Source organism: Actinomadura sp. 7K507, assembly GCF_004348425.1.
Taxonomy (GTDB): Bacteria; Actinomycetota; Actinomycetes; order Streptosporangiales; family Streptosporangiaceae; genus Spirillospora.
On record NZ_SMKK01000108.1, the window covers coordinates 1 to 12,773 of the forward strand.

The window sequence follows — 12,773 nt, forward strand, 5'->3', positions numbered from 1 at the left end:
CTCCATAACCGGCCCCCGGCCCACCTGACACGTCCGCCCCCGGAAGCCTGTACGCTACGGGATGGCGATCGAGGCCCCTTGAGGGCCCTCCATCCGCTCGCGGGCGTAGCTCAATGGTAGAGCCCCAGTCTTCCAAACTGGCTACGCGGGTTCGATTCCCGTCGCCCGCTCCACCGTTTCCCCAGGTCAGAGCCTTACAAGGCGATCTTGATTGACCCTCTGAAGATCATTTGTCACCCATTTGTCACTGGGATCTGGCACGTCTGAGCGGCATCCTGGTTCAACTGCGAACCTTGGTGATCATGGTCTGGCCGTCCTTGGCGAAGATCGACACGCCGCAGGAGCAGGCGTCCCAACGCCGAAGGTCCGGCTCCCACCAGGGGAACCGGACCTTCAGCCAGCGGACGTCTTTCTAGCTCGCTTCTCCCCCGAGCAGCCGACACAGGTCGGCGGTGACGACGCGGTAGCTGGCCCCCACGCGGATCACCTTGCAGGGGAACTCGCCCGTCCGGGCGAGTTCGTAAGCGCGGGTGCGTCCGAGCCCGATGGCACGCGCGGCAGTCTCGATGTTCGTGGTGGTGGGCAGCGCGAGGAGTTCCTCGCGGCTCATCAACTCCATCTTCAGGCCCCCTTCCCTCGGCTCCTGGCCCATCGCGGGCGTGCGGCTTGCCTACGTGGTGGCGCTTCGACGTTCGGTCTCCGGACATCCAGGTCAGGACGCGCTGAGGGTGTTGCGGTGCTCAGGGGCGGCCGGTGATCGTCCGGACGAGGGAGGCCGTTGACGGACTTGATTGCGCTCTGCGCATGTCCGGCGGCTTCGCCGAGCCCGGAGGTGAGATGGCGTGCGTGGAGGATGGCGCGGCTGTATTCGTCCAGGACCTCGTCCAGGTCCCCTCCGTGATCGTGGCCGAGGCGATGCTCCCGATGCTCTCGCAGCAGGAACTCATCGAGTTGCCGCAGGGTCTGGGCGAGCCCGTGGGCAGCCGACGCGAGAGCTCCCAGCACCGCATAGGCGGTCGCCGGCATCGTCAGGCCCGGCGGTCCTGCGGTGGCACGGTTGAGGTCTCGGACGCGCTCACGAAGGTCGTGGACGATCTGCTCGGTCGCTCTGTCATCTTTGGAGGCTGCTCCGAGGTCGTAACGGTCATGGGTCATGCACATGCTCCTTGCGGCGTTGTCTTCCTGCGTCTCGTGCAGGGGTAAGCGCGGTCATGGCTCGTCCTTCCTCTCGGGGTGACAGGTAGGTTCACCCGGCACGCTTTGGTGTTCTTTACGCTCCGTAATTGTCCATGCGCGATGATTTTTACTCCACCATCGGCGTGCACGCGGCGTGTCTCGTCGCCCCAGGTCAGCGCTTGGGGCCGCGACGACGGGGCTCGTGGTCCCGGTCAGGGCGCCAGAGTCCCGCCGGCTCCCGCCGCAAGCCATCACTCAGCGGTATGGGGAAGGACTCCGCCGCCAGTCGTTCGGCGTCCTGTACTTCGGCAACTCGGGGCGGCGTTGGCCGGACGGGCAAGGCCGCTTGTCGCCGGACGGTACGAAGTCGTCCGGCAGCTTGCCGCGCTGCTCCAGCCTGTGCGGCACGCTGCTGCGACTCCCGATGGGCAGCGACCGCGTCCATGATCTCCACAAGGTTGGCGATCAGGAACAGCAGATCTACCGTGAAATCTCTACTCCGATCACGTTGATCTCCCCTGCCGATGTTGGTGACGGCCATGATCCGCGCGGCTACCCTCAGCCCGTTGCCAGACGAGGAAGTCGGAGAAGGGCGTCCGAACGGTTCCTGCGCGGCACGGCCGTAGACATCGGCGGCCTTCGCAAGCTCCCTGTTCCCGGTGATATCCGCTGTCACGTGCAAGACGTCAGAGGCCGCAGACGCGACGTCCGCGCGCACTCCCGGATCACTGGTGTGGCGCATGTGCCAGGCCGCCGTAGCCGCTGCATGTGCGGCCTCCCGGTAAGCCGCGGTTCGCGCCTCATGGTCGAGAACCGGCTGCTGAGTCCTGGTCGCCCGCCGCGCGGTCGGGACAGCCGCACCCGCACCCCACCGGTGCCGCAGCTTCGGCAATGTGAGGTCGGCGGCAAGCTTGCCGCCAGAGAAGTAGATCGGGGCTTTCGCGCTGTTCCTGTATCCCGGAACCGCTACCGCGTATCCGGTGATCTGACCCGGTGTCTGGACACTGAATCTCAACCGGACCAGGAGACCGCGCTCACGCAGACCCACGAAGAACGCGTCTTCGCTCTCCGCGACCGCAGCCACTGTCGCCACCTGGCGACGCAAGCTGACGCGAGGCGGTTCCTCCAGACCGGCGCGCTCTGCTCGTTCCAGTTCAGCCCGCGAGGGACGCGGTGCCGCCGTCCGGTCCGCGGGCGCAGTGCGGAACAAGCCGTACCGCCGCTCGACGATCTGACACGCCGTCCGCGCCTTGAGGTAGTCCCGGGTGACGTTCGGTCTACGACCGTCCTCACGTGCAAGCGTGGCCACGACATGGATGTGATCGTCTGCGTGACGCACGGCGATCCACCGACATGCCTCTGCATCGCCGCGTAGTGCGATGCCGGTCTGGTGCATCAACTCCTCGGCGACGTCGGCCCACTCCTCATCCGTCAAGGCACGGTCCGTAGGGGCCGTCCGGAGCGAGCACTGCCAGACTGGCCCCTTTGGCCGACTTCGCCTCATCGTCTCCAGCGGCGAGCGCAGCGCCTCGGCCAGCGGACGGAGATTGCGCTTCCCGTCCGCGCGTCCTACTGGTTCCAGTGCAGCCGGGTGCCGGTACCCGGCGACGATGTGAGGGTCGACGTGCTCGTTCCGCTTACCCGGCCCGTACAGGTAGCGCAGCAGATTGCCGACATCGGCCCCCCGAGTGACCTTCGCGATCACGGCAGGCGCCTACCGAGTTCCACGATGACGGCCTCCGCCCGCCGCACCACCTGGAAGCAGTACCCCGCCAACCACGTCACCGATTCCGGAACTTCGTTGTAGGCGTTGACGTGGCGCAAGAGCTGGTTGAGGTTGACCCCGACCGCGTTGACCTGGCGGCTGGCATTCCGCAGCTCGGCATGCATCGCCACAAGCGCCCCGTCCAGGGGCCGCTGTTCATGGATTGCAGTGCGCACCGTTTTTATGACGAAAGCGCTACAGGCAAGCCCAGCTTGTGCTGCCGCTTGATGGATCTCTTCGTACTCCACGTCGCTGACGCGGATTCTCAGTTCCCGCTCTCGCCGCCGCCCTCCGCCGAGCTTCGTGCGACGCTCCAACGGCCCTGCCCCGTCGCCGCCTCGCCCAACTGTCGCCATATACCTCCGCTCCCGGCTTTCAAGGACCGCGCTCGGTCCCCCACCTGGCCAGTGTGATCTTCCGAGCTGAGGTTATCCACAACAGGTAGCGCTCTACCAGCTATCTTGCACCCCGCACCGAGCTGATAACGCGTCGGTTCACGAAGGTCAGTTCATATCAATTGACCGGTCGACTCTGACGCTCACTGTCGGACGCTATTGCATCGTTCACCTCGCTGACGAAACGCTCATTATCCGGCCTGCACAGCAAGAGCAGGAATCGCCGAGAACGTCTTCAGTGTCAGATTTGGCCAGTCGATCTGGCGAGGGGAAGGCTTTCACCCTTTGCAGACTGCGAGGAGGAGGGTGCCACACTCGTTCCGCTGACGATCTTCCCGGCCTCGACCAAGCCGCGGATGTCAGCCAGGGCAGCCATTCGATCCGCTCGGCCTCCCGCTCCTCGGTGGGCGGTCCGAAGCGGGTGGCACCATCCGCCAGAAGATGTGCTACTGCGAGTCGGAAATCCCTGGGGTCGGGTGGACGAAGGTGAGAGGGCGAAACGGCCCCGGTCGCCTTTCGGCCGCTTCCTCCACCTCGCGGGCGGCAGCAGCGGCAGGTTCCTCCCCGTCGCGGATGCCGCCGATGGGTATCTTCCAGGTCCATGCATCGGTGATGAAGCGGTGTCTCCACTCCAAGAGAGACGACGCCGATCGTCCAACACTCCCGCGCCGGTAGCGCTAGCGAACGCGACAGACCTGCCAAGCCGCCCCTGTCTTCAACCGGTGGAAGCAACTCCTTTGGTCCCGCGGATCCGGTGGATCGACTAGCGGCCCGCCGACGCCATCGACCTACGGGTTCCCGGGCACTGAGCCCGTGGTGCCCGGCCGTGCGCGGGCCACCGGCGGGTGCGGCTCAACCGCAACATCAGGCACTGGCGGCCCAGTTCACCCTTGGGCAGCGCATAGATCCAGCCGTAGATGGCCTCGTGGGACACCCTCGCATGCTGGTCGCCGGGATGGTCAATCGACAACCGCCCGGCCACCTGCTGCGGCGACCAGCCCTGCTTGAGCAACTCAACCACCATCAGCCTCGGATACGCATCAGCGTCCAGCCTGCGGGTCTTGGGCCGCCGCCGCGCCCCCTGCGCCCTCCGGTCGGCCCGCGCCGCCGCCCGATACCGGCCCCGCCCGCCGTGCCGGGCGATCTCGCGCGACACGATGCTCGGGCACCGTCCGATTCGTCCCGCAATCACCTTGCTCGCCAGTCCCTCGGCGATTCCCCGGGAAGTCTCCTCCCGCTCCAGCAATGTCAACATGTGACGCACCGCCCCCAGGGCAACTCCCCCCGACGATCACTCGCCGAGCAGAACTACACCGCTGCGAGATCAGTTGCTACGACCGGTTGAGGGCAGGCTCACCTCCGCGGCGTGAGCTCCTTCTTTGTAACCTGAGTTGCAGTATGGATGCGAGAGCTGTGCATTTTCAGGCGCCCCTGAACCACCGTCTTCCCGTCGAAGGATGTGGTCGAAGGTCATCGACCTTAGATTCAGTCTTGCATCACATATCGCACACTTGGGTGCTGTCTCGATTATGTTTCTTATAACTACGAAATTCTTGGTCTCCGTGGAAAAGTTTCGCCCATGACGCTTATCGTCTTCGGTTCTCACCTTCAGAGATGACCGTAGGGACGATTGACTCTTGAGACGCTCAATCACGTCCGGCTCAGCAAGCCCCTCTTCGATGGCTTGGTATACAGCCTTGTGCATCGCGAGTATCGGCGACACGGATCGCTGCAGGCTGCCGTACTTTTGAACGATTTGGTTGAGGAAGTACTTGTATTCGATTAGGAAGTCTTCAAAGTCAGCCCGAACGCTTGTGAACTTGGCCACTGCACGATGCCGCTCCAAATCTTTTACAAAAGCTATGGCAGCAAGGAAGGCTGCGGGCTGGAAGCGCCCCGTAGCACTATAGAAGTAAACTGCTGGATGTAGCCCCAAGGAAGCCGGGTCCTTGCCGGCAATTCGACTTGCGGCCTTTTTTACTGCCTGCATGCATTTTATGGTGGCTTGGCCATCTTCGTCATCTTCGAGCACCTTAAGTGGCGCACCCTTACGCCTTCTTTTGGGAGCCTCGTTGCGCCACATATCAGGTTCGAAATCGTTGACGAAGTTAACAAGTTCAAAGACCATCTTGACGCTATCTGCCGAGTACCCCCTGCCTGCAACGGGTAGGTCAGATGTCTTTATCTGTGAATCCAGATCTGGCTTGAAGATAAGATCGTATACCTCTTTCGCCAGTTTCTCGATCTCAGACTGCACTGAACTTTCGAACGCCGACCAGTACTTGTGCCCTGTCCCGGCCCGAATGAATGCGCGGGCCGCCAACGCGTTTGGCTTATGGCGAGCCTTGATCATGCTTAGTTCTGTCTCATCGATCGGCGTCGCCTGCTGATTTATCTTAAAGAACGAGCTTTCTGCCTTCTCGGCTTCACCTGCCACCCATTGCAGATGGATGGCAAAAGCACTGAGATTTCGTGCCAGCCTGAGCCGATCTTTGGGCGTCGTATCGGAGTTTCGAAGGGCAAGACTTAGTTCACTGTACGAACCCACGCTATCCCGAATCAATTCTCGGGTGGCCCGAGCTGCCCTCTTCTGCTCCTCGGGAATGTTGTTATCGAAGAAACGCATCGAAGCGTGCTTGTCGCCATAATCATCATGAACCCAGGCGATGAGGGCACTGAGGCGATGCGCTCCGTCAATGACGAATATATTTCCACTGATGGTTGAACGCCAAAGGATCACCGAAGGGATGAGGTCGCCCTCCAGAAAGCTACTCACAAGTTCAGCAACTTTTTCGGGTGACCAATTAGCTGTTTCACGCTGGAAATCTGGCTTACGTAGAACATTGTAAATCAGACTGTCTGGACCGAGGTCAGTTATTTTCATGGTGGTGCTTAGAATTGACGGTTGAGTTGAAGGTTCCGTAGTTGCCGCCTCGAAATCTTCTCGTGGAATAAGTGCGTCCATATTTACGAGGGGTGCGGCCATGTCCCCTTCCCTCCTGTGCTTCTAGGGGCAAGATCTGTTATAACAACCTGCAAGAGGCCCGACTGGCAGCCCACTGGGCAGGCGCGCCATCTCCATGTAGAAGGTCTATCGATGTCTGGGCAAGTTGGCACGTGCAAGCCTCTAAATGGCCGAAGCCGGTCGGCCGGGTTGGGTCGGTCCGGAGAGGCCGCATGCCCGGCCCGGACCGCCGGCGGCGGCCGCGTAGTGGGCGCCTTCGAAGACGTAGAGCAAGTCCTCACCTGGCGAGGGGGCTTTGTGCGGCATGGGTTGGTCGAGCCGGGACAGGGGCGCCGCAAGCGCCAGGAGTTCAGCCGCTGGGAGCGGGACGAGCCGATGGCGTTGTGGCAGATGGACAGCGCCGACGGGGCGGCTGGCGGCGACTACGGACGCCACACCGCCACCAGCGCAGCCATGTTCCGCTGGGCCACCATCGGCCTCATGACCCTCCATTTGGTCCGCGGTGGACGACCCGCCGTCCGCCCCCCTCAACTACCAATAACAAGATCCTTCTCAACACAAACTTGAGAGAGCGCGGGCCCCGCCGCTCAACTCAGAGGCCCCGTCGTGATGCGCATGACGGGCTGTCAGGGGAGGTCGTGTGCTCCGCGCTTGATGTCGGCGGCCAACTGGCGGAAGCACTCGAGGGGAAGCGTGATGCGGACGCCGCTCAGGTCCTTGCTGTCGCGCACGCCGACGTCACCAGAGAGATTCGCAACCTCCACGCAGTTGGACTGGCCACCTGTACCGCTGCGGCTCGACTTGCGCCACTGGGTCATGTGTACTTCTCCAGTTCAGCCTCCAGGAAGGCCCGACTTGGGCCGACCGGGGCGGCTATGTCGCTCATCAAGTCGTACCTTACTGCCACTTCTTGCACATCGAACGGGTCCATGAGGAAGCAGCCACGCGTCGCCGCTTCGGTGTAGGCGATGTCCCGGTCCCCGACCGTGAGGAGTACGAAAGGGCCGTCGAGGCCCGGATGAGCACCTGCGTTGTTCTCAACTATCCGGATACTGATGAAGGGAAGCTCGCTCAGCTCGATCAGCCGAGTGAGTTGGCCGCGCATGACGTCCGGACCGCCCACGATCTGCGACACTGCCGCCCAGCCGAGAAGAGCTGTCACTCGCGGTGGCTTCGCCTTGCCGAACACGGTGGCCTGCCGTGACAGCCGCCGCTCAAGGGTCGCTTCAAGATCCTCCGCTGTTCCGGCGCTCAGTGCGGCACGCGCGTACTCCGGTGTCTGGAACAGCCCCGGGATGACCGACGACTCCCACATCCTGAGCCTTGATGAGCGCGCCTCCAGCTCGGCGAGTTCCAGCAGCCAGTTGCCCTCGTCGGCACGCTCGGCGAACCCGACCAGAGCCGTGAACATGCCGTCCGTGCTCCACACGCGATCGATGATCTCCGCGTGCTCCCGCTTGAGCTTGAGCGTGTTGGACTCGTACCGGGAAACAGTCGAACGATCGCACTCAAGCAGGTGACCGAGAGCCTGCCCCGACATCCCGTGCGCTTTGCGGTAACGACGCAGGTGGAACGCTACGAAGTGCCAAATCGATCTTGACGGGTCGAGTGACTCTCGCATGAGCATGGCCTCTCCCGTTTGTTGCGAATGGTTCCGGAACGTAGCGAGCGTAGCTCAGAGCGAGCACGATTACACCCGAAGTAACCGGCAGCGTTCCAAAGGTGGTAGCGATATGTCCGTCCCTGCCCCAGAAATCCCAACTCTTCTTCTCAACCCCAACAAAAGCGCGCCTGCGTTGGCGAGGGAGTTCCTCTCGGCGCAGTTCCGGGAGTGGGGCTCCACGGACGACTTCGTGGCGCGCCTGGTGGTGTGCGAGCTAGTGACTAACGCGTGGCGGCACGGAGAGGGTCAGATCATCCTGCGCGTCTTCCGCGACGTCCGCGCGGACTTGGCGGTGATCGAGATGTGGGATCAGGGAGAGGGGCTGCCGGTGGTCGGCCCGGAGGACACGGAGGCGATCTCGGGGCGGGGCCTGCTGCTGATGTCGCAGCTCGTACACGACTGGGGAACCCGACCGATCACGGAAGGCGGAAAAATCGTATGGGCGAAGTGCGCCCTGTGAGCGCCCAGGTTGAGCAGCGCGTCCTGCGGTGGCGGACGCACCGGGGCGGCGCTACGGCGGAGAGGTTCCTGAGCGTGTTGGCCGTGGCTCTGGAGCCTCGGGGGTGGCGCCTCGTCCGGCTCTACCGCGCGCAGGGGTTTCCGGTGCCTCTGTTGTGGGTCTACGCCGGCGGCCCCTACAACCACGTCGGGCTCGGGGTGGTCGTGCTGGCGGTTTCTGGGAGGGCATGGGGATACCACGACGTGGAGCGCGGGCGGCGCGGTTACCTGGCTCCCTGTGGGGACGCCAAAGCCGCCGCTGAACAAGTCGAAGACCTACTCAAGCACCGCATGTTCCCAGGCACCTGGTAAGCCCCCGAGGGACGTCCATTGGGGCCCGTGATAAGCGGGCTTCAGGACGAGGGAATGTCCTTCACGTTCTGCACCCTTACCCCCTTTCGGTCACCGGCCAACCCGGGCAGATGGGTAGCGTCGGCGGTCAAGATCAGGACATCAGGCTGTTGCCCTGCCGCCTCCGCACGATCGGCGTACATGTGAGCCGTCGCGGCGACCAAGGCATCAACAACCTCCGTCGAGTCGAACCCCGCGTCACCGATCAGCTTTCCGGCGGCGCGCGCAAGGTCCTCGGTGACAGGCTCAACGACGGTCCTGGTGCTGGACAGCACATGGTTCAGTTTCGTGTCCCGGTCGGAGCCGCGCAGGATCTCCGTCAGCACGGCACTGGACGTGACCAAGCGTGCCTGCTTGCGCAGCGCAGCCGCGAAGAAGATCGCCACATTGCGGTCCGTGGCGGCCTTGTTGATGGCGTCGTTGTCGAGCACCAAAACCCCGCCGAGCCTCGCAGCCCGACGGCCTCGCACAGCGCTCACTGATCTTGCGCAGACGGCCAAGCGGCGAGGGCGGCCTGGATCTCGTCCTCGCCGAACGGTCCGTGCTGCTCTTCCAACTCGTCAACGAACTCGGCGAGAGCGTCGAGCTGGAGCTTGGCCGCGATCGCCTCATCAACGTAGGCAGAATCGGACAGGCCCAGCTTGCGAGCCTGTTCGCGGATCTCAGCCTTGCGGCCCCGGCGGATGGTGGCCGACAACTTCTCGGTCGCACCGGGACCACCCGCAGGCTTGCGAACCTTCGTGGCCTTGCCGCGCTTCGCGACACGAAGAGGCTGCTTGACGGGACTCTGCTTGGCATCCACAACTCAATCATACCAATGGTAGGAGCCAGCTGACCCCAGGCGAGGGAACGAGACCTCGCATGCGGGCGCCTGGGCCCCTACGGCGGCATGCACGTGACCATGGTGCAGGATCCGCGCGCCAGCCCACGGATCACCCTGATCAAGCGGCGGACCAGGCGGGGGCCTGCTTCCGACTGATGCCGCTTCCGGTCATCGCGTCGGCCGCGTCGGTTGCGTTGATCAGGTCTCCTCGCTGATGCCGCCGAGTCGTTCGACGTCCTCGGCTGGGATGCCGATCAGGAGGGAGACGCTGGAGGTTGTCGACCCGTCGAGTTTGCAGAGCTTGTCGAGCATGGCCTGACGCATCTCCATGCGGCGGGCCTCCAGATGGGCCCGCGCGGTCTTACCACGAGATCCTTCTTGGTCATCCGAGGATGTGGGCACCATCAGTGATCAACTCCTGTGTCCGGGTCCCCTGAGAGGCAGCGCAGCGCTACACGGAGCGCAGGTTCGGTCTTGTCTCGGCGTGCTGGGCGACCAGCTGATCGGCGAGGACGGCCTGGAGTTGGCTGATCTTCGCTTGGGCTTCGGCGAGTTGAGCTTCGAGGTCTGAGGGCGCGTCCTGGCTCCCCTGGGTCGTGCGGATCTTGGCGAGGGCTTCGAGGGCGGTTTCGTCGGCGGTGGGGAGGGTGTGGAGGTAGCGCTCCGTCGTGGAGATCTTGCGGTGGCCGAGGCGTTCTTTGACGACCTGGAGGTCCGCACCGCCGGCTAGGAGCCAAGAGGCGTGGGCGTGGCGGAGGTCGTGGATGCGGGGTGACCATCCGAGGTTGGCGGCGGCTCGGGCCGGGTGCCAGCAGTGCTTGCGGAACCAGTTGGCGGAGATGTGGGGATCGTCGTCGATGACGCGGGGGTTGCGGGGGTTGTCCTTGCCCTGGGCGCGGCGCTCGGCTCGGTAGGCGGCGTAGGCCGCTCGGCAGTGGTGACATTTGCACTTGCCGAGGCTGTAGGCCGTGGTCGTTCCGTGGGTGTAGGTGCGGCCGTTCGGGGCTTCGAAGGTGAGGGTGTCGGGGTCGAGGAGTTCGAGCTTGGGTGGCTCGTCGCGGCGGCGGCTGAAGAAGAGGTCGTCGGGGGCGAGGTTGTTGGCTTCTGCGTGGGCCTTGAGCCTGGCGACGATCTGGGGGCTGAGCTTGAAGCGGCGCCAGCGCTTGCCCTTGGGGTAGTCCTTGACGAGGAAGCGGCGGCCTTCGGGGTGAAACCTGGGGACGAGTTCGACCACGGAGCGGCTGACGGTGAGGATGCCGGTGGCGAAGTCCAGGTCCTTGACGCGGAGTTCGGTCAGCTCGCCCCAGCGGAGGCCGCTTTCGATGTCGGTCTCGACCAGGAGCTTGGCGGTCGCGTCCGGGAGGGCCTCATAGATGCGGGCGAACTGCTCTGCGGTGATGATCTGGCGCGGCTTTTCGGGGACGGGGTCGGTCTTCACACCGCGGCTCGGGTGGTAGACGAGGACGCCGTCGTTGACCGCGGTCGTGAAGATGGCGTTGAGGATCGCCGTCTTGCAGTACTTGATGCTGTAGGCCGTGGCGCCCTGCTTCTTGAGGTGTGTGATCCACTCACGGACGGTCTCTGAGGTGATGTCCTGCAGCTTCATGTCGCCGAAGTACGGCATGACATGGGCGGCGAGGGCGTAGGCGTAGTCCTGGCGAGTCGATGCCTCGATGCGGTGGTTCGGGAACCAGCGTTCTTCTACGTAGGTGCGGAAGGTCTGGCGGGCTCGGCGGGGGTCGCCCGCCTTGCCTTCGGCGATGCGGGACTCGGCTCGTTGCCAGGCTCGGTCGGCCTCCTTGCGCGTGGCGAAGGTGCCTGCCGTCTGGCGGACGTTCCGGGCGTCGTCGTAGAGCGCTTGGTATCGGGTGCCGTTCGGCCCCTTGCGCTTGCGTGTGAAACCCATGACCCCCCGAGCAAGATCATCTGTCACTCATTTGTCACTGGATCATGGAAATCCGAGCGATACCGACGAGTACAGAGTGGCACACGAAATAGCCTCTGACCTGCAGTTTAATGGACTTTCCATGATCACTCAAAGGCCCATCGGTGCCGCTTCCAAACTGGCTACGCGGGTTCGATTCCCGTCGCCCGCTCCCACCACGAAGGCCCAGGCAGGAACCCTGTCTCCCCACCTGGGCCTTGCTTTTCGCCATGATCGCTAAGGCTTCCGTGCCCGTTGCGTGCCCGATGGCTCGGTCGTGCCCTTGTCACTCTTGTCACCCTGCCGAGCCAACTTGAAGGCATCGCCGAGGGCCGCCGCGATCACCTTGTCCCGATCCTGACTGGCGTGCTGGTAGATCAGCGCCGCCCGCGTCGAGGCGTGGCCCATGCGGGACATCAGCTCTTTGAGGCTTGCCCGGTCGAGGCTGCGAGGGTGTTGCCGACGTGTCGAAGGTCATGGAAGTGGAGGTCAGGGAGGTCGACGTCAGCCCGGACCTTGTTCCAGATGCGCCGGAAGCCCGAGCGCCGGAGACGACCGACGAAGACCCGGCCGTTCGGGCCGTCCTCGGCGAACTCGTCCAGATGCGCTTGCAGGTCCGGGACGATCTCCGGAGGGATCGGCACCACGCGACGACCGGCCCGGGACTTGGGCGTGTTCTCCAGGAGTTGACCGCCGTCCAACTCGGCCAGGGAACTGACCACGCGCACGACGCCCGCGTCCAGGTCGAGATGTTGCCGCCGCAGCCCGGCCAGCTCTCCCCAGCGCAGACCCGCGAACGTGCCGAGGAGGACGAGCGCAGCGCTGCCTTGCAGGCCGCGTAAACGCTGGTGTCCACGAGGCCCATGACGTTGGCGATCGAGGTGGTGAGGACGACGCCGACGTTCGCGCTCAGCAGTGGGGCGAGCTTCTGCACGGAGAAGAAGGCGCCTTTGACGTTGATGGCGAACAGTTCGTCGTACATCCGGACGGCCACGGCGTTCGGGCCGAGCCGCTCGCGCGCCGCGTCGAGCTGGGCCTGAGACCGACCGGTGATCACCACGCGGGCTCCGGCTCGCGCCAGCAACTCCGCCGCCGCGAGTCCCATGCCGCTGCTGCCACCCGTGATCACGGCATTCTTGTCGCTGTACTTACCCCTGCCGAGACTGCTCCGTTCCATGGCCGAGAACATGCTGGTGCGTCTGGATGTCGCCGT

At 64.1% G+C, this 12,773-nt stretch carries 17 protein-coding genes, 1 tRNA gene and 1 pseudogene; 4 read left to right on the plus strand and 15 right to left on the minus strand.

The window, feature by feature from the left end; genetic code table 11:
• Positions 1 to 99 precede the first annotated feature (99 nt).
• Positions 100 to 173 (plus strand) — tRNA-Gly (locus E1285_RS23680).
• Positions 174 to 412: 239 nt separating this feature from the next.
• Here E1285_RS23680 and E1285_RS23685 read toward each other — a convergent pair.
• The 9 genes from E1285_RS23685 to E1285_RS23730 form a co-directional block, all read right to left on the minus strand.
• Entirely contained in the window at positions 413 to 619 is a 207-nt protein-coding gene (locus tag E1285_RS23685) for a DNA-binding protein (RefSeq protein WP_207946761.1), read from the minus strand.
• 2 nt (positions 620 to 621) lie between these two features.
• A complete protein-coding gene (locus E1285_RS45720; RefSeq protein WP_165966725.1) occupies positions 622 to 1,155 on the minus strand; it encodes a hypothetical protein in 534 nt (177 codons plus the stop codon).
• 193 nt (positions 1,156 to 1,348) lie between these two features.
• Positions 1,349 to 2,611, minus strand: coding sequence for a relaxase (locus tag E1285_RS23695; RefSeq protein ID WP_132155640.1), 1,263 nt, complete (start codon positions 2,609 to 2,611; stop codon positions 1,349 to 1,351).
• 266 nt (positions 2,612 to 2,877) lie between these two features.
• Positions 2,878 to 3,189, minus strand: a complete 312-nt coding sequence (locus E1285_RS23700) for a hypothetical protein (protein WP_132155642.1) — start codon at positions 3,187 to 3,189, stop codon at positions 2,878 to 2,880.
• Positions 3,190 to 3,782: 593 nt separating this feature from the next.
• Positions 3,783 to 3,971 (minus strand): NUDIX domain-containing protein, encoded by a 189-nt coding sequence (locus E1285_RS47515; protein WP_243723001.1) that lies wholly within the window; start codon positions 3,969 to 3,971, stop codon positions 3,783 to 3,785.
• Between the two features lie 128 nt (positions 3,972 to 4,099).
• Positions 4,100 to 4,591: a helix-turn-helix domain-containing protein gene (locus E1285_RS23710; protein WP_132155644.1), complete on the minus strand. Its 492-nt coding sequence runs from the start codon at positions 4,589 to 4,591 to the stop codon at positions 4,100 to 4,102.
• A 69-nt stretch (positions 4,592 to 4,660) separates the two neighbouring features.
• Positions 4,661 to 6,322, minus strand: a complete 1,662-nt coding sequence (locus E1285_RS23715; protein WP_132155646.1) for a DUF262 domain-containing protein — start codon at positions 6,320 to 6,322, stop codon at positions 4,661 to 4,663.
• A gap of 605 nt (positions 6,323 to 6,927) precedes the next feature.
• Positions 6,928 to 7,119 (minus strand): DUF397 domain-containing protein, encoded by a 192-nt coding sequence (locus E1285_RS23725; protein WP_132155648.1) that lies wholly within the window; start codon positions 7,117 to 7,119, stop codon positions 6,928 to 6,930.
• Entirely contained in the window at positions 7,116 to 7,928 is an 813-nt protein-coding gene (locus E1285_RS23730; protein WP_132155650.1) for a helix-turn-helix transcriptional regulator, read from the minus strand. Before E1285_RS23730 ends, E1285_RS23725 begins: the two co-directional genes overlap by 4 nt.
• A gap of 106 nt (positions 7,929 to 8,034) precedes the next feature.
• Here E1285_RS23730 and E1285_RS23735 point away from each other — a divergent pair, with 106 nt between their 5' ends.
• Positions 8,035 to 8,424: an ATP-binding protein gene (locus tag E1285_RS23735; RefSeq protein WP_165966727.1), complete on the plus strand. Its 390-nt coding sequence runs from the start codon at positions 8,035 to 8,037 to the stop codon at positions 8,422 to 8,424.
• The gene (locus tag E1285_RS23740) at positions 8,421 to 8,774 is read left to right on the plus strand and encodes a hypothetical protein (RefSeq protein ID WP_132155654.1); all 354 of its coding nucleotides are present in this window, start codon (positions 8,421 to 8,423) and stop codon (positions 8,772 to 8,774) included. The genes E1285_RS23735 and E1285_RS23740 overlap by 4 nt, the downstream gene beginning before the upstream one ends.
• A 41-nt stretch (positions 8,775 to 8,815) precedes the next feature.
• Here E1285_RS23740 and E1285_RS23745 read toward each other — a convergent pair whose 3' ends face one another.
• The 5 genes from E1285_RS23745 to E1285_RS47520 form a co-directional block, all read right to left on the minus strand.
• On the minus strand, positions 8,816 to 9,244 hold the full coding sequence (locus E1285_RS23745; RefSeq protein WP_165966728.1) for a PIN domain-containing protein: 429 nt from the start codon (positions 9,242 to 9,244) through the stop codon (positions 8,816 to 8,818).
• A 44-nt stretch (positions 9,245 to 9,288) separates the two neighbouring features.
• Positions 9,289 to 9,615, minus strand: coding sequence for a hypothetical protein (locus E1285_RS23750; protein WP_132155658.1), 327 nt, complete (start codon positions 9,613 to 9,615; stop codon positions 9,289 to 9,291).
• Between the two features lie 219 nt (positions 9,616 to 9,834).
• Positions 9,835 to 9,966 carry a hypothetical protein gene (locus E1285_RS48225; RefSeq protein WP_279510088.1) on the minus strand — a complete coding sequence of 44 codons (132 nt, stop codon included), beginning with the start codon at positions 9,964 to 9,966 and terminating at the stop codon, positions 9,835 to 9,837.
• 121 nt (positions 9,967 to 10,087) lie between these two features.
• Positions 10,088 to 11,542, minus strand: a complete 1,455-nt coding sequence (locus E1285_RS23755; RefSeq protein WP_132155660.1) for a tyrosine-type recombinase/integrase — start codon at positions 11,540 to 11,542, stop codon at positions 10,088 to 10,090.
• Positions 11,543 to 11,797: 255 nt separating this feature from the next.
• Positions 11,798 to 11,977 carry an integrase gene (locus E1285_RS47520; RefSeq protein ID WP_132155662.1) on the minus strand — a complete coding sequence of 60 codons (180 nt, stop codon included), beginning with the start codon at positions 11,975 to 11,977 and terminating at the stop codon, positions 11,798 to 11,800.
• A 47-nt stretch (positions 11,978 to 12,024) separates the two neighbouring features.
• Here E1285_RS47520 and E1285_RS47525 point away from each other — a divergent pair, with 47 nt between their 5' ends.
• Positions 12,025 to 12,402 (plus strand): hypothetical protein, encoded by a 378-nt coding sequence (locus E1285_RS47525; protein WP_243723003.1) that lies wholly within the window; start codon positions 12,025 to 12,027, stop codon positions 12,400 to 12,402.
• Positions 12,403 to 12,428: 26 nt separating this feature from the next.
• Here the strand turns inward: E1285_RS47525 and E1285_RS47530 are convergent.
• Positions 12,429 to 12,749, minus strand: a pseudogene (locus E1285_RS47530) (SDR family NAD(P)-dependent oxidoreductase); the annotation flags it as partial.
• Positions 12,750 to 12,773: the final 24 nt, after the last annotated feature.

What these genes read in the sequence shown, in the direction of transcription:
- E1285_RS23685 (WP_207946761.1), bottom strand. Translation starts at nt 619, where the DNA reads ATGGAGTTGATGAGCCGCGAGGAACTCCTCGCGCTGCCCACCACCACG.
- E1285_RS47520 (WP_132155662.1), bottom strand. Translation starts at nt 11,977, where the DNA reads ATGTCCCGCATGGGCCACGCCTCGACGCGGGCGGCGCTGATCTACCAG.
- E1285_RS23725 (WP_132155648.1), bottom strand. Translation starts at nt 7,119, where the DNA reads ATGACCCAGTGGCGCAAGTCGAGCCGCAGCGGTACAGGTGGCCAGTCC.
- E1285_RS45720 (WP_165966725.1), bottom strand. Translation starts at nt 1,155, where the DNA reads ATGACCCATGACCGTTACGACCTCGGAGCAGCCTCCAAAGATGACAGA.
- E1285_RS23735 (WP_165966727.1), top strand. Translation starts at nt 8,035, where the DNA reads ATGTCCGTCCCTGCCCCAGAAATCCCAACTCTTCTTCTCAACCCCAAC.
- E1285_RS23755 (WP_132155660.1), bottom strand. Translation starts at nt 11,542, where the DNA reads ATGGGTTTCACACGCAAGCGCAAGGGGCCGAACGGCACCCGATACCAA.
- E1285_RS23730 (WP_132155650.1), bottom strand. Translation starts at nt 7,928, where the DNA reads ATGCTCATGCGAGAGTCACTCGACCCGTCAAGATCGATTTGGCACTTC.
- E1285_RS23715 (WP_132155646.1), bottom strand. Translation starts at nt 6,322, where the DNA reads ATGGCCGCACCCCTCGTAAATATGGACGCACTTATTCCACGAGAAGAT.
- E1285_RS23710 (WP_132155644.1), bottom strand. Translation starts at nt 4,591, where the DNA reads ATGTTGACATTGCTGGAGCGGGAGGAGACTTCCCGGGGAATCGCCGAG.
- E1285_RS48225 (WP_279510088.1), bottom strand. Translation starts at nt 9,966, where the DNA reads ATGGAGATGCGTCAGGCCATGCTCGACAAGCTCTGCAAACTCGACGGG.